Here is a 17284-nt window from a genome sequence, read left to right as displayed (position 1 = left end):
ATTGGGCATCTGGAAAACCTGGGCGCAACATTTCGGGGTAAAGCACTAGCCAGCGGTCACCATTCGGAAGGGAGTCAGGCTGGGTGGTATGACCTGTTTTATGATACTCGTTTCATCCTGCTGCACTTTTGTTATGCATACTTTCACAGAGCAGCCAGGCCCTGCGACACTGCGGTGAAAATATAAGAGATTATTGAAAAGGGTATTGCGTTGACGGATTGAATCTAACGTTATGCAACCAGGATCCCATTGCGCCTGATGATGCCCAATAAAAGCGAACAGAAGCTAATTTCAAAAGGGAGTGAGTGCACCAGCCGGACGCAAAAAAATCCGCGCAAACGCGTGGATTTTTACATAATGCCCTTCTATCTGTTATCTGTTTTAGTCAGCCGCCATCATGCCGTTATAGTGACCACTGAAGTGTTGGTTGTCACCTGGTTGGTCGTAACGGAGGAGTCCGCCGCCCCAACCTGCCCTTTAATTACGCAGCGATACTGTCCCGCATCGCCCGAGGTGACTGATGACTTACTGTATGTCGCCTTCGTGGCGCCGGAAATATTGCTCCAGCTGGTGCCGTTAGTGGATTTCTGCCACTGATAGCTGGCGGCATCATTGGCTTCCACAGTCAGGTTCAACGTAGCGCCTGCGGCAACAGAAACGGTTGCAGCCGGCTGAGTCGTAATCTGCGGCGTAAACGCGTAGTAAGGCATCGCATACTCAACGCCGTTGATATTTACCCGCATCCACTGACGCGGCCTGGATTGCTCAACCGGTACGGTGGATGAGGGCTGCGAACGGGTACTGATTGCCGCAACATCACTTTGAGCGCCAAAGCCGGCCTTACCGTTGTGCATCGATGCGCGGGCTTCAGCGGCAACGCCGTTCGGCGCGTCAGCCTGCACCTGGCCATCCGGCTTAAAGATCGCCCAGGCCCCTGAGTCCATGCGGGTTTCGCCCGTACCACGAACGTGCACCGCATATTCCCCAATGGTATCAGGAAGTTTGATCCACAAGCCCGGCAGGATATTGTTGTAATCCTGAGCAATATACTTCACCTCGGTAATGCCCGGCGCGCCTTCCATCCAGTAGGTCACGACCGGAACGGTTCCGGCACCGCGCGCAACGTGAATATGCAATGTTCCTGCGGAGCGATCGCCATTTACGGGCATCGGTCCGCTCCCTCCCAGGCTGCCGTAACCGCTGCGGCAGTCTACCTCAATCTTCCAGTGGGTGCCGGTTCGGGGCATCTGGAACGAACCGATACTCAGCCACAGTTTGCTGCTGTCGATGGTGCCGCGCAGCACACCGCTCAGCCACTGCGCGCGCAGCGGATGGTCCAGATAAGTGCCGCTATTTTGAAACAGCGACATGCCCATTTCATATGCGGAAAGCTTCGCGGTGATCGTGCTGCCGTCCGGGTTTTTCGGGTAGCTGGCCCACTTATCGCTGTCCGGCGCGGTGGTGCGGTCATAATTGACGCCGGTCGGGTTTGACCATTGCGACATAATGATGCGCGAGTTATAGAACACGGCGTCATGAGTGGATGACTCAATGCTCAGCGCCTCAATCAGCCACTGGCCGTTGTTGATATCCATCGGCACCGCGCTGTGCTCAATCCAGCCGTTGCGGATCAGTCCCTGTCCGTGACGTGGGATCCAGATTGCCGGTGCATAGCAGTACTGGAAGTTAAATTCAGAAAGCTCAATCGCCGTGGAGTGATCCCAGGCGCCGGCCGGCCGGTTGCTCCAGCCAACCTTTATGACCGGGCCCGCCACCTTGCTACAGTAAATCTGGTTAAATTTACTGTCGAGGCTGTCGAGATAGTAAATCGCCGCCTCACCGGTGTTGCTGGCCTTGAAATACGAGACGTTAGCAAAGGTGCCGCCCACGCATTCGTTGGTAATAAACGGCTGCTTGTTGGAGGCGGTATCGTTGAATACCCCCAGCGTGGCGCCAATCAGCAGGTTAGTCGTTTCATCCTGCTCGACCGTTTGCTGCCCTTCCCACTCAATACCATAAACGGAAAAATAACGATGGTTCAGCGCCAGCACGGCTGAATTCGATTTATCGGAAACAATACGCGTCGCAATCTGTTTGCCGAAACTGGTGGTCACGCCGCGAAGCACAAAGTCGCCCGCCGCAAAATAACCGCTCGGATTATATGGCAGTTCTGAATTACTGGCAGGGATCTTGCTGCCGTAACGGCGCATGTCGAGCGGCTTAACCAGATAGGTGCCCGCACCGAAACGGATGCCAACTTTGTTAGAAAGATTGCTGGTTGCGCCACGGGCAAAGGTGCCGTTCATAAACTCATACATCGCTTTAACTGCCGGCGCACAGTCAACGGTGCCGCCCGGCACTGCACCGAAATCGTGAACGGTCAGCGCCTCAATATCCGTATCGCGTCGCCAGTGGTATGCACCGCCGTTGCTGGCGATAAAACCGCCGTCATCAGCGCCCGCCACCAGGTTGCCGATAAACCATCCTTTGCCAAAGCTGACGGATCGATCGGAAGCTGTCCGCGCGTTCCAGGAGGTGAGAAAAACGCGCTCCCCCTCGGCTGCGGGTTTACGTGCGCGCAGTGCGGCAAAAGAGGCGATTTCCGTGATGGTAGAGATAGTTTCATTAGTAGCCATGATATTTTACTCCTCCAGGTAATTTTAAGTACTGTATTTATATACAGTATTTTTACTGTACGCTTTCACCTGAGAATTTTCAATATCGTTTTTTACCTTTGAATCAATTACATTTGGGATTAATCCGTAACGGTAAAATTTCTCCCGCAACAGATAAACTTAAGATAAGTTAATATTTATTGATTGAGAAAAGAGAGGAGTATCGTGAAGGACACGTTAAGGCAGGGAAACGAGGCGAGCGGGCTAATCACCAGCGACTGGTGAACGAAGTGCTGGTCTTTCTGCCCCGCCCGGAGAACCAATCCTCTTTGCTGAAAGGGCTGGATGCAAACGATAAGAATGTTGCCAGACACATTGTCACCGTTCTTGTGGACAGGGCGCTTTATCGGGCGATATTTTTGGCTTCATGTTAAGTAACATAATGAATCGCCACGGGTTTAACAGGTACCTCTGAGTCATTTAAGATGGCTTAAAGAGAGGTGCCCATGAGCGGTAAATGTTATCCCGAAGAGTTTAAAATTGAAGCAGTCAAACAGGTTATTGATCGCGGTCATGCTGTTTCCAGCGTAGCAACACGTCTCGGTATTACCACCCACAGTCTTTGGATCAGGTTGCAGAGCAGCTAAACAGCAGACCGGGAAAGACATTAAGATTCAAAACGCCAAAAGAGATTATTGAAAAGGGTGTTGCGTTGACAGAGTGAATCTACAGCCCAAAACGGACAGTGAAACCTCGGTGGTAAACCGGTCCATCGCATTCAGTCATTATAATAAGCATCATTCGCACAGCACGCTGAGATACCGCTATCTTCGGGAATATCTGCGCAGGGCAGTCCACACCACTGTTCAGGTGGTCAGATTCAGTATGACACGACAAAACTCAGTGGCTGGTTCAACTGCTCACTGAGTTTGCGGCAGGCTTTGGCGCTAACGTTCAGACGGGTGCGCAAAGCTTTTGCCGGGCCAATGTCTGGTGTAAAAGGAACCTGAAGCTGATTTTTTCTACCTAAGTCCTTTTTTAATGGAAGGATAATTTACGATGGATGTATCTGTTTCTGCGATTTTGCCCCCGCAAGTACCTTACGACATTTCATGTGTCCCTGAAGCGAGCAGTGGATCTTCTTCTCTCTGTGTCAGCCATCACCTTACCCCTGAACGGCCTTTACAGATTTCAGCTGGATGGATTAAACACCATCGTAGTCACCTTTCTGGTGAAGATCAGCAACGGTTAACGCTGGTGCTGGACGCCCTGCTCGGAAAAGAAGCCACTGAAGAAGAAAATACAAGCGAATCGGGGGGCAGTTTCCTTCTGTCCCGGCCTGCTTACGGCGCTGTGTCCGTGACTTTACAGCGGAGTCTGTCGTCACCACAGTCACTGGCGTCGCTGACAATTAAAAACGCTAAGGGAGATGTCCTGCTGTCCCTTGAAGATCCTGATAATCAGGCTTTCAGGGCGGCCCCTGCAACAGCAAAACCGGCTATTGCAGCAAATGAGGCTGCAATTCTGGCACACTCTCGCTATGACCCTGACGCTGAATGGCAAAAGCAGTTGTATATCGTGCCTTTTTTCACTGCCGCAGGTGAATCACGCCGTGTGGTTGAGCGGGCATGACTTTTATGAGGGAACCGGCTTCCGTCAAGTTGACGGGCAGATACAGGAGCTGGCCCCCCGTATCTCGCCCTACTGGCAAAAACGAAACAACCAGTGGAGCTACCCTGGAAATGGCAGTTAAAACCGGACGACTCAATGGCCGGTGTCGGGCCATTTTTGTACCTGGCTAAGCCGCTGAGCTTTTTAAAGAGGAAAGGGCATGCCGTGTCAGAGGCGTTGTTTCCTTAGGCGCTATGCATCGCCTGACTGCACCCGCTCCCCTGCTCTCCCGGACATTTTTACCCCTTGCGGGGCTTTATCATAATGAATTTAACTCTTAACAGGCTCAATATGAAAAATAAAATTTTTCTTTCAGTAATAGCATCGCTCATTTCTTCAAATGCTTTTTCGGCTACGGTTTATTATACCAACCCCGATTCAACCGCCGCAACGTGGGTAAAAAATAACGCCGCTGATTCAAGAACCGCAACTATTAAGAACGCTATTGCTGATAAACCGATGGCTCGATGGTTTACCGGAACCAGTCAGAGCACTGACGATCTGACCTCCAAAATAACCTCGTATACTACAGCGGCAAAGAACGCCAGTGCGACGCCATTACTGGTGGCTTACAATATCCCTGGCAGAGATTGTAGTGGTGGGGCTTCTTCAGGTGGCGCGGCCAGTGCAACAGCATACAAGAAGTGGATTGATAATTTCATTGCTGGCATTGGTAGCCGGGCCGCAGTGGTAATTCTTGAGCCCGATGCTATTGCAGATGCTGATTGTCTGACCAGTGATAAGCGCGATGAACGCTTCTCGCTTCTTAATTATGCTGCAACTGCTTTCAGCACTAAGGCACCTGCTGCGCAGGTCTACATTGATGCAGGTAATCCAGCCTGGTTAAACGCCGCAAAGGCGGGTGAATACCTCAACAGGGCGGGAGTAAAAAAGGTAAAAGGCTTTGCTCTTAACGTGTCCAACTTTTATACGACGGCGCAGAATACGACTTATGGCAACAACATCAATTCTTTCCTGTCATCCAGCTACGGTTTCACCAAATCATTCCTGATTGACACCAGCCGTAATGGTAATGGTGCTAATCCCGGTGACTGGTGTAACCCACCCGGCCGTAAAATTGGCACGGTCACTCAGGCGCTGACTGCAAATATCATGGCTGCATGGGTCAAAGTTCCTGGCAACTCTGATGGGGCATCTTCGCCGACAGCTGATTGCCACGGTGGGCCTGCTGCAGGAACTTTCAGTCCGGGCCTGGCTACCAAACTGATTAACGGTAACTGATTTGCCTGCCCGTTAATTCCTCTGGCAATCATGAAAATCACTGACAAAGACCTGGGCCTGCGCGCCTGTCACGGCTTACGCTTCAGGGCATCTGATGGCCACAATGTCACATAAGGACTGGCTGAGCCGCCGCCACCGGCAAAAACAGGGTATTGAACGGGTGCATGCGCAGGGGAAACACCGTGGCAAGCAGGCCGATCAGGAGCGCCATCAGAAAGTCCTGTACTGCCGGCAGGTCAAGAAACTCAGTATCAGGGAAACGGCGGAACCGACGGGCTGGAACCCCTCTCCGATATGCGGTTCCAGCCACTGTATCGACAATCAGATGAAAGTAATTCTGGTTACATTATGATTAAGGCATTCAATCACTTAACCAGGAACTTTTTGACATGCTCCTCCACTCAATTATTTAAAGTTCACCATTAAATGAGGTTAGTTATGGATCCCTTACGTGGCTCCGGTTCCCATCGTTCTTCAGGGTACCATGCTGATTCTGAAGACGCAGGCCCGTCAAATTCTCGCTCTTCAGGTTCACGGCATTCAAGATCAGGTCATAACAGTTCGCGAACTTCGCGGGGCGGCCAGGCTGGTTCAGTCAGTCGGAGCTATCCGTCGGTATTGCCCCTTGCAGAAACCAGTGAGGCAGCAACCGCATGGTTGATAAATATCGCCACAAGGTCAGACAGTAGTTCCGATCACAAAATTGTCGCACAGGCGGCATATAACGCAATAATCAGTGGCACTCTACAACACAGGGATACGCAAGGGTCACAACAGGCTAACTACAGACAGCGCATGTATCCTGGACCTGAGGCCGATCCAGGAACACTGATGGTTCGGGCTGTAAGGAATGAACAGCAAAAATTCAATATTCCTGAGATAGGCTTTTTATGGGATTCCGGGGAAGCGATCAATTTTCCTCTTTCTTCTGACTTTGCAGGAGAAACGATTCGGAGGGATAACCCCAATTTACCATTGGCAAAGCAGACATATAATGATATTCGCATGTTCCACGGCACCAGTCCGGCTGGCAAGGCCTCCATCCAGAATTATGGTTTTTTGTTAGATCAAAAAACGTTCGGTGCAATGGACAGATTAATTCAGATCCGTGGGCGCAATCAGATTCTGCCTGGCGCAGAACAGCAGGCAAATAATGCACATCACCTGACTGTCCAGAGGAATGTCGCCCGACAATATGCAGGTGCAGCGGGACAAGGACGTGCGGTGGTCAGAACATTAATTAACAATCGGCAAGCTACAGGTGTCTTCCCCGATCCGTTCAGTCGGGCCGGAAGTGGAGCACTCATTACTGAACAGGATATACCAGCATCATCGGTGCTGGGTTCCAAAGCTTTTCAATCTGGTCAGGGAAGCAGGGAATTCAGGGCAGCCTTACGAGCCAGAAGAGCCAGTGTCTCTGAATCACAAGCCAGAAGGCTATTGAACCAGGTGCAGTCAGACTCTGAGGATGATTTTTTTTAGCAGGCAAGCTGGCGTTGTGCAGAATTGCCTGGTTAGTTAAAGACGAATGGCTACCTTGATGGTTAAGAAACACTAAAAGGGTCGATTGAGTTTCCTGACCATCAAGGTAGCGACAAGTGCCCCTGCCCCATAATCCTCTTTTGAACGAACCTGTTTTTGGAGATATCCAATAATGTCTGCTTTGTGCCAGGAGTGGGCGTTATGTCGCTTCTGAAACAACGCTTTTCAGGGTGACGTCCTCATCCCGTTGAGGAAGACGTCACTAACATTACAGTCTGTCAATCTGCGGAAGTTGATGCCGGAATGCGGGCTATGACCTTAATTTCAAAATCGAATCCCGCAAGCCAGGTAACTCCAACGGCTGTCCAGTTCGGGTATGGGGGCTGCGGGAAAATTGACTGTTTCACCTGCATAATCGTCGGAAACTGATTTTCCGGGTCAGTATGAAAGGTGGTGACATCAATCAGGTCGTCAAACGTACAACCAGCTGCTGCAAGCGTCGCTGCCAGGTTATCGAACGCAAGTTGCACCTGCGCGGCAAAATCCGGTTCCGGCGTACCGTCGGCGCGGCTGCCAACCTGGCCGGAAACGAACAACATATCGCCAGAACGGATCGCGGCGGAATAACCGTGCTCTTCATAGAGAGCGTGCCGGTTAGCAGGAAAAATAGGTTCACGCTGGATCATGGAATGCCCTTTCTTACGTCAATGTGTGATGCGGGATGCGCGTCATGTAAAATTCATTTAATATACGCGGTGTATGTTGAATTAATCACACATACGCCGCGTATGTCAAATAACATCCGTTACGTATGTCAAAAAGGAGTTCGTATGGCCGCCAAACGCCGCGCCGAAACAATGGAAGAGAACCGCGCCAAATTGATTATTGCAGCGCGGAAATCCTTTGCCGAAAGAGGTTTTGCTGCCGTATCAATGGATGAATTAACCGCCAGTGTTGGGCTGACACGAGGGGCGTTATACCACAACTTTGGTGATAAAAAGGGGCTGCTTGCCGCTGTTGTTGCTCAGGTAGATGGTGAAATGGCACAACGAGCCAAAGCCGCCGCCGCGACTGCCGGTGACGACTGGGAAAAGCTGCTGGCTGAAGGGATTGCCTACATTAAGATGGCGCTGGAGACAGAAGTAAAACGCATCGTTCTGCTTGATGGTCCGGCTTTCCTTGGGGATCCTGCACAATGGCCCAGCCAGAATAGTTGCCTCGAATCCACCCGCCAGACCGTCATAAAGCTGATCGAGCGCGGCGTACTTAAATCGGTTGACGCGGATGCTGCTGCACATCTGTTAAACAGTACCGCGCTGAATTCCGCACTTTGGATTGCTGCGAGCGACGATCCACTGCGGGCGCTGCCAAAAATTATTGAGGTGTTCACTCAACTGGCAAGCGGCTTACGGAATAGTTCACGTACAGGAAATTGAAACCATTTCTGCCCCGGCAGGAAGTGGTTGAAATTTAGTCACTCTTTGATTTGTATGCCATCGGGTAAGTCGGCGCTCTGCGAACAGGTGATAACTCAGGCTTTTTTCGGTCATTTTCAGGCGGCCAGCAGGCGGCAGGCAGATCTTCCCTGCATCAGGCCGGGATGTACCTCATCAGAATGATTTCCCGGTCGTGGGTTTTCAGTCCCTGCACATTCAGACCGACCACTGCACGGCGGTACACCATGCGACTGCCACACAACACGCATTCAAACGGGTCACGTCGCAGGGGCTGCTTACTCATCTGTACATAGCATACCTCTGGCACCGGTTCCGGTTTATTCATCCCCAGTGCACTGTAGACCACCGGCAGCTTTTCTCCGTACACCCGGCTCGCCAGAAATCCAGTATTGACCCCGCGTGAAGCGGATATTTTTAACATGCCAGGTCAGGGACTTTCTGGCAGCGAGATTGCGAAAAGAACTAAAGTCAGTTCTAAAATAATCAGCATGCAGAAAAAAAGCGCCATGTATAAACTCAACGTAAAAAAACGATTCTCAACTCTACTTTTTACTGGCGAAGACACAGCTTTTTGAACTGAGCCTGTAATAAACAGTATGACGGCCCTGATGGTCAGATAACGTCGCTCATTATTGCTGCTTAAAGCGGAATTAATGGTTCGCCTGATGGTTTACAGAAAAGCTCAGACGTATGAGTACATGGTAAAAGCCGTTTTTCTGACTGGTATGATAGAAACGTCTGACGGCGCCCCGTATATTTCTCCCCATCAGATGAACGCTTTCTTTACTATCCGGGGGCAATTCTGTGTCTGTTAATATCCTGATTGCTGACGAACACACACTTATCCGTCGCGGCATTTTCTCTATAATTAATACCCTGTCCGCCAGTGCGATTAACGGAGAGACGTTAAACGTTATTGGCGATACGGATTCGCCTGCCGGGCTGGTTAACCTGCTCTCTCATAACACGGTGAATATTCTTTTTTCGGTTTTGCCCTGAATACCCGCCGCTCACAGAGCCCGGTTTCAGGGCTGGATGGCATCTCACTGGTGAAATGGCTGGCGCGTAAATTTCCGCAAATCCGCACTGTGGTGCTTTCGCCTTACCGCAATACCAATAACCATGGCAATGGATGAAGAGGTCTATATTGAGCGTGGATTGATGGACTCGCTGTTACGTCGCGATACACTCGCGGGCCAGGAGCTGACAACGCGGGAAAATGATGAATTGCGGATGCTGTGTCGCGGGCTGTCCCTGACCGCTATCTCAGAAAAAATGAATCTGAGCAATAAGACGGTCAGCGCCCACAAGCTGCGCGCCATGGAAAAACCTGGCGTGCAGAGCGACTGCCAGCTTTATTGCCTGCTGGCAGAGACACGCATGTTTGATATTGCTATTTAAAATATTTATTTCAATTTAACTTTTCGCAGAGACTGACAGATTGCGTCTTTGTCGGCTTTATGCAAATTATGCTGTTGCACTGTATGCATAAATGAACAATCATCGCTTGTATCACCCTGTTTTAGGGTTTCTGCCGTTTTATCGAGAATGTCATCACTAAGGCGGCTTATTTCTTTCCTTACCGTTTCCAGATCCTGAGGTTTCCAGTTTTTTTCTGGTGTGAATAACCAGTCTGCCCGATAGCGATACTGAATGGCTTTCGCGGCATCCATTTGCGCCTGAATGAAGGGTCTGACGGATTCCGCGTCAAGCCCGAGCTCTTCCGCTTTTTTCACGGTCGACGTCAGCACTTTGTCTTCCTGAGTCAGATCCTCAACGGGCTGGTGGTTTTTGGCTTTATATCCCGCCACGTCCTTCATCCAGCCCAGACGCTGATTAATCAGTTGCACAATATCTTTATAGCCCTGCGTGTTGGCACTGGCGGTAAATGAAACTACCGCCAGCAAGATAACCATACCTTTAAGAGTACGGCCGCGAAGAACCTGCTGGTTGTTGGTCATGCTAATCCTCTTTTTTCTTACTGGCGATACACAACGCTGTGCGACGATCTTTCTGTCGGAATATGTTAATCAATGACCTGTATTATTTCATCAGATATAAGAAAAGCATCATAAAAAATCATTGCTCCAGGACCCCACATTGCCTGAGCACCACCCGGTAACAGGGCAACACTACCCGTTGCCAGTGCCAGCCCTACTGCATCACGTTTATTCATTGCTTTCTGACATGCGGCACCACTCGGATTGTCGGAACACGTCGCCTTATCAATACCAATACGGCGCTGAGCCGCCCGCAATGGCTTTCGCAAGGTCGCCCCCGGCCAGTCCCTGCACCGCCGCAGTGGCGGCCTGGATGGCCTGTTGTACCTTGCCGCCGGTGCCGAACCCGCTCTCGGTAAACGCCTGGTTGTAGAAGTTGTTATAGACCTGTTTGCTGACGTCTTCGTCGCTGTACTGCTTTGTCGGATCCTTCGCTTTCAGGTCAGCCAGTGCCTTGTCGCGGTCGCTCTGGGTGGCTCCGGACATCTTCTCATTCGCGGCTTTCGTCGCGATTATTCGGCCCTGCGGCCGTGCGATATCACCGGCCTGAACCCCGATTTCCCCTGTCAGTTGCGCTTCCCTCAGCCGCTGCTGCTCCTTATCAAATATCGGACTCAGCGTCTGATTCGCATGCTCAACATCGCGGCTCAGTTCCCGGCGCGGTTAGCCGGGATCATTGGTTACTACGGATCGGATGGGGGCGATTTTCGGGGTTTGAATTTATCTATCAGATTAAAGATTATTGCAGCACTTGTTATGGCTGAAGCTGCAATAATACTTTTGATAAAATTTCCTGTGATCTCCTCAGATGGCAAGAAAAATACACCCATATATATAAAGCCAATGACAATTTTTATAGCTAAACCCAATAAGAAAAAACCAACTGTAAAATAGCTAAAAAGCAGTATGTATTTGAGAAAGGTTTTCATCACTTATCGCCCTCCTGCTTTTTGATAATGCTTTTTCCTGCGTCTGTTGCAGCTTCTGAGGCGAAAGCACCCCTAATATCATATATAAAGCCCGGGAGTTCTTTTCCTGGTACTGAATTTACAATACCCGGCGCATATTCTCCGAACATTCCGCCAGCCCAGGCTCCAGCCGTCGCAGCACCCACAGCTCCGACATCAGCTCCATCCGTAAACACTGCGCCACCTGCCGCTATGCCAACGTTCTGCCCGATACCACGTCCCGGAGCCAACATTCCCATCACAAACGCCGAGCCGCTACTCTTATAATCCCACGTTTTATTTTCATTACCGGGCTGGTTTAAATCGAACCACTGATAAGTACCGTTGGCTATTTCCGCTATTACACCACCGGTTACAGCTTTACCAATACTTGCAGCTGGCCCTAAGTAAGCTGCTCCTCCAATCAGCACGCCATCTTTATAACCGTCAACGATGGCTTTGGTGATATTTGCACCGTCCGGCAAATCACCTTTGGCATTTTTGCTCAGCGCCGCACTGATTTCTTCCGCTGTTGCTCCGGTTCCGGTCATTGAGGTTCCCAACGTTGAAGCTGACTGGCCATAATCCGTAAGTCCTTTTGGCAGAGTGAACATGTCGTTGTTCTCGGAGGTGTTCTTTCCGGCCTGGGCTCCTGCAATGGCTGAAGCTGTACTGTCTCCGGCAAGACCGCCCGCCAGTCCGCTCGCCAGCGTGCTCAGTGCAGATATGGTCTGCTTCTGCGTTCCATCCAGTTTGCTGTAATCATCCGTGCCGTACAGCGTTTTCGCTATCACGGCAGTCGTGGCAGATGCAGTTGCCGCACCTGCGGCCCCGGCCAGCGCTGAGTTGCCTGATGCCTGTGCCACTACCGCACCAACAACCGCATGGGCCATCAGGTTTGCTTCCGGGTTGCCTTCGGTCATTTTATGGAGTTGCTCGGCCAGATACGGCGCTGGGCCGCCCGCAATGGCTTTCGCAAGGTCTCCGCCCGCCAGACCCTGCACCGCCGCAGTGGCGGCCTGGATGGCCTGTTGTACCTTGCCGCCGGTGCCGAACCCGCTCTCGGTAAACGCCTGATTGTAGAAGTTGTTATAGACCTGTTTGCTGACGTCTTCGTCGCTGTACTGCTTTGTCGGATCCTTCGCTTTCAGGTCAGTCAGTGCCTTGTTGCGGTCGCTCTGGGTGGTTCCGGACATCTTCTCATTCGCGGCTTTCGTCGCGATTATCCGGCCCTGTGTCCGTGCAATATCCCCGGTCTGAACCCCGATTTCCCCCATCAGTTCTTGTTTTCTCTCATTTTAGATAGAAGCCAAATACCAAGACCTAATACAGAACCAATGGCCGCACCTCTTTCTAATGAGTTAGTTATGCTGATTATCCATTCAAAATAAAAACAACCATTTTTAATAAAAAATATAATGGCTACACCGAGCCTAATAAAAAATAGTATTGAAGTAATAAGCAAAAAAAATGAAAGCATCAATTTTATCGCGAGCACGATGTCTTTCATTTATTACTCTCCAGCTGTTTTTGAACCTCAGAACCTGCTACTTCTGAAGCTCCAGCACCAATCACAGTCCCTGCTAAATTAGCCGATTTATCGTTCATGATAGGAGACAAACTATTTCCAACCGAAATCAACTTACTGCCTGCGGCACCAACAGCCGTACCAAAGCCTGCCCCAATCACCGGTGCAAGAACATCTTTCCCCTGTAATTTAGCTCCCGCATACGCTCCAGTAACACTCGCAACTTCAGTGAACCAGAACCCTTTACCTTGAGTTAAAGCACTCACGCCTGTCGTTATAAGTGCATCAGTGGCACTGAAAGGGTCATCGCTGTAACAACAATCCCAATAAAAAACTGAGATTATTATTGACTTATTTAACATTTTATTTTCTTTCTTGTAGTTTTGCTTTTATCCGAATACCGAACCCTGCTAACACACCAGCAGAAACACCTACTTTCAAAGAATAAAAAACATCCTTTCCCCAATCAAAAAATAAAGCGTTAGTTTTAAAAAATGCCATTAACCTACCAAGAAGACAGCCAACCATAGCTAGAATAAAAATGCATATTATACACCGTGTTATTAGCATAATGAGGGTCTTCAAATTAACCCCCTGATCACTTTTTAATGGATTTATCAGCTTCATCAAGTGTTCCTTTTGTAGTATTGCCAATAGCTTCACTAGTAATCGAGCCCCCAATATTGCTAATGATATCCGCTGTTCCCTCTTTGACAGACGATCCCATAGACCCTGATATGACTTTTCCCATTCCGCCACCAAATATTGAACCTAATCCAGTTCCAATGACTGAATTCGTCGGATCCTCCCCCTTAATACTACTACCAATTGCCGCACCACCCATATTGATCGGAGTTGAGATAATAATACCTTTTCCTGTTGTCGCTGCTGCTGTTACGCCAGCTATTATCGCATCCACATAACTAAATGGGTCTTTTCCTGCAAGCTGAGCAGCAGAGTTGACTCCAACACCAATTGGGACATTAGCTGCCATACCTTTCACTGTAAGCCCCAGTACACTGCTTCCGAACATTACAGGCGCATCGCCAATGCTGGCATTCGATTTATGGTAGCCCCAGGTATTCATTATTTTCTGAGCGCTGGCCATTGCTTCAGACTCAGGAGTACGTTTGATATAATCCTGACCTGACAGCAGGCCTTTAACCAGTTCCTGCGACACTGCCGGACCATATTCTTTCTCCATTTCACTGGCATAAATCCGCAAATAACCCGCCAGTTCAGCCCGGTCTGTGCTGTTCATCTCCGACGGGTCTCTGGTGAATTTATCCACCAGGGCATCGCTGCGTTTATCGGCGTTTTCCAGCTTAATCAGCTCACTGGCGGCCGCCAGCGATTTATCACCCTGCTTGATTTTCTCCACAGCTTTGTCGAGTTTGTCAGAGGAGGTGGCACCGAGGAGGTTATTGGTCACCGTCGTTTTACCCGCCTGCGCCCCGGCAACAGCATCCGCCGTACAGTTGCCGATCAGCCCGCCCGCCAGACCCGCCGCCAGCGTGGCCAGCGCGCTCACCGTCTGCTTCTCGGTTTCGCTCAGCTCCCCGGCGCTCCTGCTGTAGACCTCCAGCGCGATCATTCCGGTCAGTTCTGCCGTGGTTGCGCCCGCTGCACCCACCAGCGCGTTGTTACCCTGAACAGCCGCAAGAGCCGCATTGACCGTCGCGTGGGCCAGCACTTTACCCGCATCATCCAGTCCGCTGCTGCCGATAACGTTCGCGATATACGGCGCTGAGCCGCCTGCAATGGCTTTCGCAAGATCGCCCCCGGCCAGACCCTGCACCGCCGTAGTGGCCGCCTGGATACCGCCGCTGCTGACGCCCGCGCTCTGGTGCTCAACCTCATATTCCGCGCTGTTGCGGATATCGCTGAAGCCCAGCGTGCCCGTCTCCAGCCGGTTTTTATCCGCTGTCGCCGTCGAGCCGATAACCGCTCCCGTTAATTCCGTGTGCTCCCCGACCTTAATATCGAAGCCGCCTGGTATCAATGGCCGGAATCGTTGTTTACTGTGGATCGGAGGGGGGAGATTTGCGGGCTTTAAATTTATCTATTAAATTTACGACTAACACATACAAAGTGATAGCAGTTCCAGCAATACAGCCAAATACTGTTGCTCTTATCCTCTGAGATTCAGGAAAGTCAAAGAATCCTTCTTTGAAATAATAGAAGGACGAAAGAGCAAGACCTAATACCAGCAGCATTACTATAGAAGATAAACAGCTGTATAAAAATAGCGCTATATATCTATATATATTCTTGCTCATTTCTTATCTTCCATATCTGATTTTGGCTTGCCTATTTCCTTTATAAATCCGGATGAAAACTCAGATGCAACCCCGCCCCAATAGTCATAAACAATATCAGGGCTCTTGTTATCCCCCATGATTTTTTCAATGCCAGCAGCCACAGTATCCGCCCCATCAGTAAATACCGCACCTCCTGCCGCGATGCCCACATTTGGCAATACGCTACGTCTTGGGGCCAGCGCCCCAGTTACAGCAGATGATGCGCTACCCCAGTACTCCCATGTCTTTTGCTGATTTTCAGGCAGGCTTTGGTTCTTTTCACTATTTATATCAAACCACTGATAAGTCCCGTTCGCGATTTCCGCTATTGTGGCACCTGCCACAACTTTTCCGATGCTTGCCGCTGGTCCTAAATAAGCCGCTCCCGCTATCAGCACGCCATCTTTATATCCATCAACAATAGCTTTAGTGATATTGGCACCTTCCGGTAATTCACCCGTCACCAGCTTGTCAGAAGCATACTTAATTTGCTCTGGTGTTGCCGGATTCAAAACCTTCCATTTTTATCAGTGAGATTGGTATTATTCACCAGCGATCCCTGGGCCTGAACATTATTCTGGAAGCCGGTACCGAAGCCTTCCAGACCACTCAGCCAGTTATTCTCAACAACACCAAAACTTTGGATGAAATTTTATGCTATCTTCACTCTAAAATCCTTTTAGTTTAAATAGCCTAGCAATAACAAAAACAGCACCAGTGAAAGTACCAATCACAAAACCAATTTTAATGGTTTTAAGAACATCGGCTTTTGTCAAATCGAAAGCTCCTGTTAGCATCCAAACTAAAATGTCTATAGACAAGGCTATACACAGGAAACTGACCACAATCCCCAGCATACAGCCGATAAATAGAATCAGCAGGTTTAATATTTCCTCATCGAAGATTTTCATTTGAATTTATCCTCAATGATTGGTTCGAATTTTTTCCCTCCATACTCGGAAGAGAAAGACGCTCCAATGTCGCCAAAACTGCCAGAAATATTACTGGGTGTTACTTCTTTTGATATACCAAAATCGCCTTTAATCTCAGTATACTTTTGCAAAATCGGATTAAACTTTGGATCCCAGCCATCTTTCCACCAGTTTGTCCCTGCATTTGTACTCCAAGAAATTCCTTTGCCTATACCGTAACCAATGCCTGCACCAATACCATTTGTTATTGCTCCAGTTAGTGGATCTTTGTCATCAATCCAGTTACCAAATGCACCACCGACTGCATTCCAGCCAACGGTACCCGCCAGGCCATTACCCATGCTGATAACATTCACCCAGCCCGCTATCGCTGCGTTTGCCGGATCTATCGTCCCATCGGCCAGATAACCGATACCTGCATTCGCCCCCGCACCCAGTCCCCACATTGCCTGAGCACCGCCAGGTAGCAATGCTACGCTTCCCGTTGCCAGTGCCAGCCCAACAGCATCACGTTCATTCATCGCTTTCTGGCAACTTGCTGAACCCGGTGCATCAGCGCAACTTGCCATGTCTATTCCATGCTGGCGTATCCATGTGGCCTGAGCATCTTCATTCCCACCCAGCAGGTTATTCTCAACCGTCGCTTTACCCGCCTGAGCCGCCGCCATCGTATCAGCCGTACTGCCACCAATCAACCCGCCCGCCAGACCCGCCGCCAGCGTGGCCAGCGCGCTCACCGTCTGCTTCTCGGTTTCGCTCAGCTCCCCGGCGCTCCTGCCGTAGACCTCCAGCGCGATCATTCCGGTCAGTTCTGCCGTGGCTGCGCCCGCTGCACCCACCAGCGCGTTGTTACCCTGAACAGCCGCCAGAGCCGCATTGACCGTCGCGTGGGCCAGCACTTTACCCGCATCATCCAGTCCGCTGCTGCCGATAACGTTCGCGATATACGGCGCTGAGCCGCCCGCAATGGCTTTCGCGATATCACCAGCCTGAACCCCGATGTCCCTAATCAGCTGCGCTTCTTTCAGCCGGTTCTCCTCCTTCTCTTTATCAAAGATAGGGAAAGCGTCTGGTTGGCATGCTCGACATCGCGGTTCAGCTCTGCCAGGA

The 17284-nt window shown here is 50.3% G+C and carries 18 protein-coding genes and 7 pseudogenes; 10 read left to right on the top strand and 15 right to left on the bottom strand.

The window, feature by feature from the left end; translation table 11 throughout:
• Positions 1-395: 395 nt before the first annotated feature.
• The gene (locus FA91_RS21350) at positions 396-2636 is read right to left on the bottom strand and encodes an immunoglobulin domain-containing protein (RefSeq protein ID WP_051937098.1); all 2241 of its coding nucleotides are present in this window, start codon (positions 2634-2636) and stop codon (positions 396-398) included.
• A 485-nt stretch (positions 2637-3121) separates the two neighbouring features.
• Between FA91_RS21350 and FA91_RS20470 the strand changes: the two are divergent.
• From FA91_RS20470 to FA91_RS20775, 6 genes and pseudogenes are all read left to right on the top strand, one after another.
• Positions 3122-3247 (top strand): annotated as a pseudogene (locus tag FA91_RS20470) (transposase); the annotation flags it as partial.
• Positions 3238-3339: pseudogene (locus FA91_RS21345) on the top strand (hypothetical protein); the annotation flags it as partial. The pseudogenes FA91_RS20470 and FA91_RS21345, both read left to right, overlap by 10 nt.
• A 335-nt stretch (positions 3340-3674) precedes the next feature.
• Positions 3675-4247, top strand: coding sequence for a hypothetical protein (locus tag FA91_RS07915; RefSeq protein WP_156103063.1), 573 nt, complete (start codon positions 3675-3677; stop codon positions 4245-4247).
• Between the two features lie 303 nt (positions 4248-4550).
• Entirely contained in the window at positions 4551-5528 is a 978-nt protein-coding gene (locus tag FA91_RS07910) for a glycoside hydrolase family 6 protein (protein ID WP_231566758.1), read from the top strand.
• A 91-nt stretch (positions 5529-5619) separates the two neighbouring features.
• Positions 5620-5826, top strand: a pseudogene (locus FA91_RS20460) (resolvase); the annotation flags it as partial.
• A gap of 533 nt (positions 5827-6359) precedes the next feature.
• Positions 6360-7010, top strand: a complete 651-nt coding sequence (locus FA91_RS20775) for a hypothetical protein (protein ID WP_051937097.1) — start codon at positions 6360-6362, stop codon at positions 7008-7010.
• A gap of 278 nt (positions 7011-7288) precedes the next feature.
• Here FA91_RS20775 and FA91_RS07895 read toward each other — a convergent pair whose 3' ends face one another.
• On the bottom strand, positions 7289-7696 hold the full coding sequence (locus tag FA91_RS07895) for a RidA family protein (RefSeq protein WP_034914301.1): 408 nt from the start codon (positions 7694-7696) through the stop codon (positions 7289-7291).
• 144 nt (positions 7697-7840) lie between these two features.
• Between FA91_RS07895 and FA91_RS07890 the strand changes: the two genes are divergently transcribed.
• Positions 7841-8446 carry a TetR/AcrR family transcriptional regulator gene (locus tag FA91_RS07890; protein ID WP_034914299.1) on the top strand — a complete coding sequence of 202 codons (606 nt, stop codon included), beginning with the start codon at positions 7841-7843 and terminating at the stop codon, positions 8444-8446.
• A 154-nt stretch (positions 8447-8600) separates the two neighbouring features.
• On the opposite strand, the pseudogene FA91_RS07885 reads toward FA91_RS07890, so the two are convergent.
• A pseudogene (locus tag FA91_RS07885) lies at positions 8601-8859 on the bottom strand (IS91 family transposase); the annotation flags it as partial.
• A 27-nt stretch (positions 8860-8886) separates the two neighbouring features.
• On the opposite strand from FA91_RS07885, the gene FA91_RS20450 reads away from it, so the two are divergent.
• The 3 genes from FA91_RS20450 (at position 8887) to FA91_RS21335 (ending at position 9868) form a co-directional block, all read left to right on the top strand.
• Entirely contained in the window at positions 8887-9042 is a 156-nt protein-coding gene (locus tag FA91_RS20450; RefSeq protein ID WP_231566799.1) for a hypothetical protein, read from the top strand.
• Positions 9043-9271: 229 nt separating this feature from the next.
• Entirely contained in the window at positions 9272-9466 is a 195-nt protein-coding gene (locus FA91_RS21340; protein ID WP_231566757.1) for a hypothetical protein, read from the top strand.
• Between the two features lie 123 nt (positions 9467-9589).
• The gene (locus tag FA91_RS21335; protein WP_231566756.1) at positions 9590-9868 is read left to right on the top strand and encodes a helix-turn-helix transcriptional regulator; all 279 of its coding nucleotides are present in this window, start codon (positions 9590-9592) and stop codon (positions 9866-9868) included.
• A gap of 5 nt (positions 9869-9873) precedes the next feature.
• Here the strand turns inward: FA91_RS21335 and FA91_RS07875 are convergent, their stop codons facing one another.
• From FA91_RS07875 to FA91_RS07815, 12 genes and pseudogenes are all read right to left on the bottom strand, one after another.
• Complete coding sequence (locus FA91_RS07875) at positions 9874-10428, bottom strand: chorismate mutase (RefSeq protein ID WP_034914297.1); 555 nt, start codon at positions 10426-10428, stop codon at positions 9874-9876.
• 65 nt (positions 10429-10493) lie between these two features.
• Positions 10494-10643: a hypothetical protein gene (locus tag FA91_RS21330; RefSeq protein ID WP_231566755.1), complete on the bottom strand. Its 150-nt coding sequence runs from the start codon at positions 10641-10643 to the stop codon at positions 10494-10496.
• A gap of 58 nt (positions 10644-10701) precedes the next feature.
• A pseudogene (locus FA91_RS20770) lies at positions 10702-11127 on the bottom strand (adhesin); the annotation flags it as partial.
• A gap of 23 nt (positions 11128-11150) precedes the next feature.
• On the bottom strand, positions 11151-11399 hold the full coding sequence (locus FA91_RS07860; RefSeq protein WP_197060491.1) for a hypothetical protein: 249 nt from the start codon (positions 11397-11399) through the stop codon (positions 11151-11153).
• Positions 11396-12691, bottom strand: a complete 1296-nt coding sequence (locus FA91_RS07855; RefSeq protein WP_051937093.1) for a VENN motif pre-toxin domain-containing protein — start codon at positions 12689-12691, stop codon at positions 11396-11398. Before FA91_RS07855 ends, FA91_RS07860 begins: the two co-directional genes overlap by 4 nt.
• 229 nt (positions 12692-12920) lie before the next feature.
• The gene (locus tag FA91_RS07845; RefSeq protein WP_231566754.1) at positions 12921-13304 is read right to left on the bottom strand and encodes a hypothetical protein; all 384 of its coding nucleotides are present in this window, start codon (positions 13302-13304) and stop codon (positions 12921-12923) included.
• A gap of 1 nt (position 13305) precedes the next feature.
• Positions 13306-13569 carry a hypothetical protein gene (locus tag FA91_RS07840; RefSeq protein WP_034914287.1) on the bottom strand — a complete coding sequence of 88 codons (264 nt, stop codon included), beginning with the start codon at positions 13567-13569 and terminating at the stop codon, positions 13306-13308.
• Positions 13541-14935, bottom strand: a pseudogene (locus FA91_RS20445) (VENN motif pre-toxin domain-containing protein); the annotation flags it as partial. The pseudogene FA91_RS20445 and the gene FA91_RS07840, both read right to left, overlap by 29 nt.
• Positions 14936-14960: 25 nt before the next feature.
• Positions 14961-15221 (bottom strand): hypothetical protein, encoded by a 261-nt coding sequence (locus FA91_RS20440; RefSeq protein ID WP_072032297.1) that lies wholly within the window; start codon positions 15219-15221, stop codon positions 14961-14963.
• Positions 15218-15754, bottom strand: a complete 537-nt coding sequence (locus FA91_RS07830) for a hypothetical protein (RefSeq protein ID WP_051937091.1) — start codon at positions 15752-15754, stop codon at positions 15218-15220. The genes FA91_RS20440 and FA91_RS07830 overlap by 4 nt, the downstream gene beginning before the upstream one ends.
• Before the next feature lie 156 nt (positions 15755-15910).
• Positions 15911-16153 (bottom strand): hypothetical protein, encoded by a 243-nt coding sequence (locus FA91_RS07820; protein ID WP_034914282.1) that lies wholly within the window; start codon positions 16151-16153, stop codon positions 15911-15913.
• A pseudogene (locus FA91_RS07815) lies at positions 16150-17279 on the bottom strand (VENN motif pre-toxin domain-containing protein); the annotation flags it as partial. The gene FA91_RS07820 and the pseudogene FA91_RS07815, both read right to left, overlap by 4 nt.
• Positions 17280-17284: the final 5 nt, after the last annotated feature.

Source organism: Erwinia sp. 9145 (genome assembly GCF_000745075.1).
Taxonomy (GTDB): domain Bacteria; phylum Pseudomonadota; class Gammaproteobacteria; order Enterobacterales; family Enterobacteriaceae; genus Erwinia; species Erwinia oleae.
The sequence above is the reverse complement of the archived record's forward strand: the minus strand, read 5'-3'. Positions and strand labels throughout refer to the sequence as shown.

Excerpts from the sequence above, each read along its gene's own strand:
- FA91_RS21350 (WP_051937098.1), bottom strand. The coding sequence starts at position 2,636 with ATGGCTACTAATGAAACTATCTCTACCATCACGGAAATCGCCTCTTTT.
- FA91_RS07915 (WP_156103063.1), top strand. The coding sequence starts at position 3,675 with ATGGATGTATCTGTTTCTGCGATTTTGCCCCCGCAAGTACCTTACGAC.
- FA91_RS07910 (WP_231566758.1), top strand. The coding sequence starts at position 4,551 with ATGAATTTAACTCTTAACAGGCTCAATATGAAAAATAAAATTTTTCTT.
- FA91_RS20775 (WP_051937097.1), top strand. The coding sequence starts at position 6,360 with ATGGTTCGGGCTGTAAGGAATGAACAGCAAAAATTCAATATTCCTGAG.
- FA91_RS07895 (WP_034914301.1), bottom strand. The coding sequence starts at position 7,696 with ATGATCCAGCGTGAACCTATTTTTCCTGCTAACCGGCACGCTCTCTAT.
- FA91_RS07890 (WP_034914299.1), top strand. The coding sequence starts at position 7,841 with ATGGCCGCCAAACGCCGCGCCGAAACAATGGAAGAGAACCGCGCCAAA.
- FA91_RS20450 (WP_231566799.1), top strand. The coding sequence starts at position 8,887 with ATGCCAGGTCAGGGACTTTCTGGCAGCGAGATTGCGAAAAGAACTAAA.
- FA91_RS21335 (WP_231566756.1), top strand. The coding sequence starts at position 9,590 with ATGGCAATGGATGAAGAGGTCTATATTGAGCGTGGATTGATGGACTCG.
- FA91_RS07875 (WP_034914297.1), bottom strand. The coding sequence starts at position 10,428 with ATGACCAACAACCAGCAGGTTCTTCGCGGCCGTACTCTTAAAGGTATG.
- FA91_RS21330 (WP_231566755.1), bottom strand. The coding sequence starts at position 10,643 with ATGAATAAACGTGATGCAGTAGGGCTGGCACTGGCAACGGGTAGTGTT.
- FA91_RS07855 (WP_051937093.1), bottom strand. The coding sequence starts at position 12,691 with ATGGGGGAAATCGGGGTTCAGACCGGGGATATTGCACGGACACAGGGC.
- FA91_RS07845 (WP_231566754.1), bottom strand. The coding sequence starts at position 13,304 with ATGTTAAATAAGTCAATAATAATCTCAGTTTTTTATTGGGATTGTTGT.
- FA91_RS07840 (WP_034914287.1), bottom strand. The coding sequence starts at position 13,569 with ATGAAGCTGATAAATCCATTAAAAAGTGATCAGGGGGTTAATTTGAAG.
- FA91_RS20440 (WP_072032297.1), bottom strand. The coding sequence starts at position 15,221 with ATGAGCAAGAATATATATAGATATATAGCGCTATTTTTATACAGCTGT.
- FA91_RS07820 (WP_034914282.1), bottom strand. The coding sequence starts at position 16,153 with ATGAAAATCTTCGATGAGGAAATATTAAACCTGCTGATTCTATTTATC.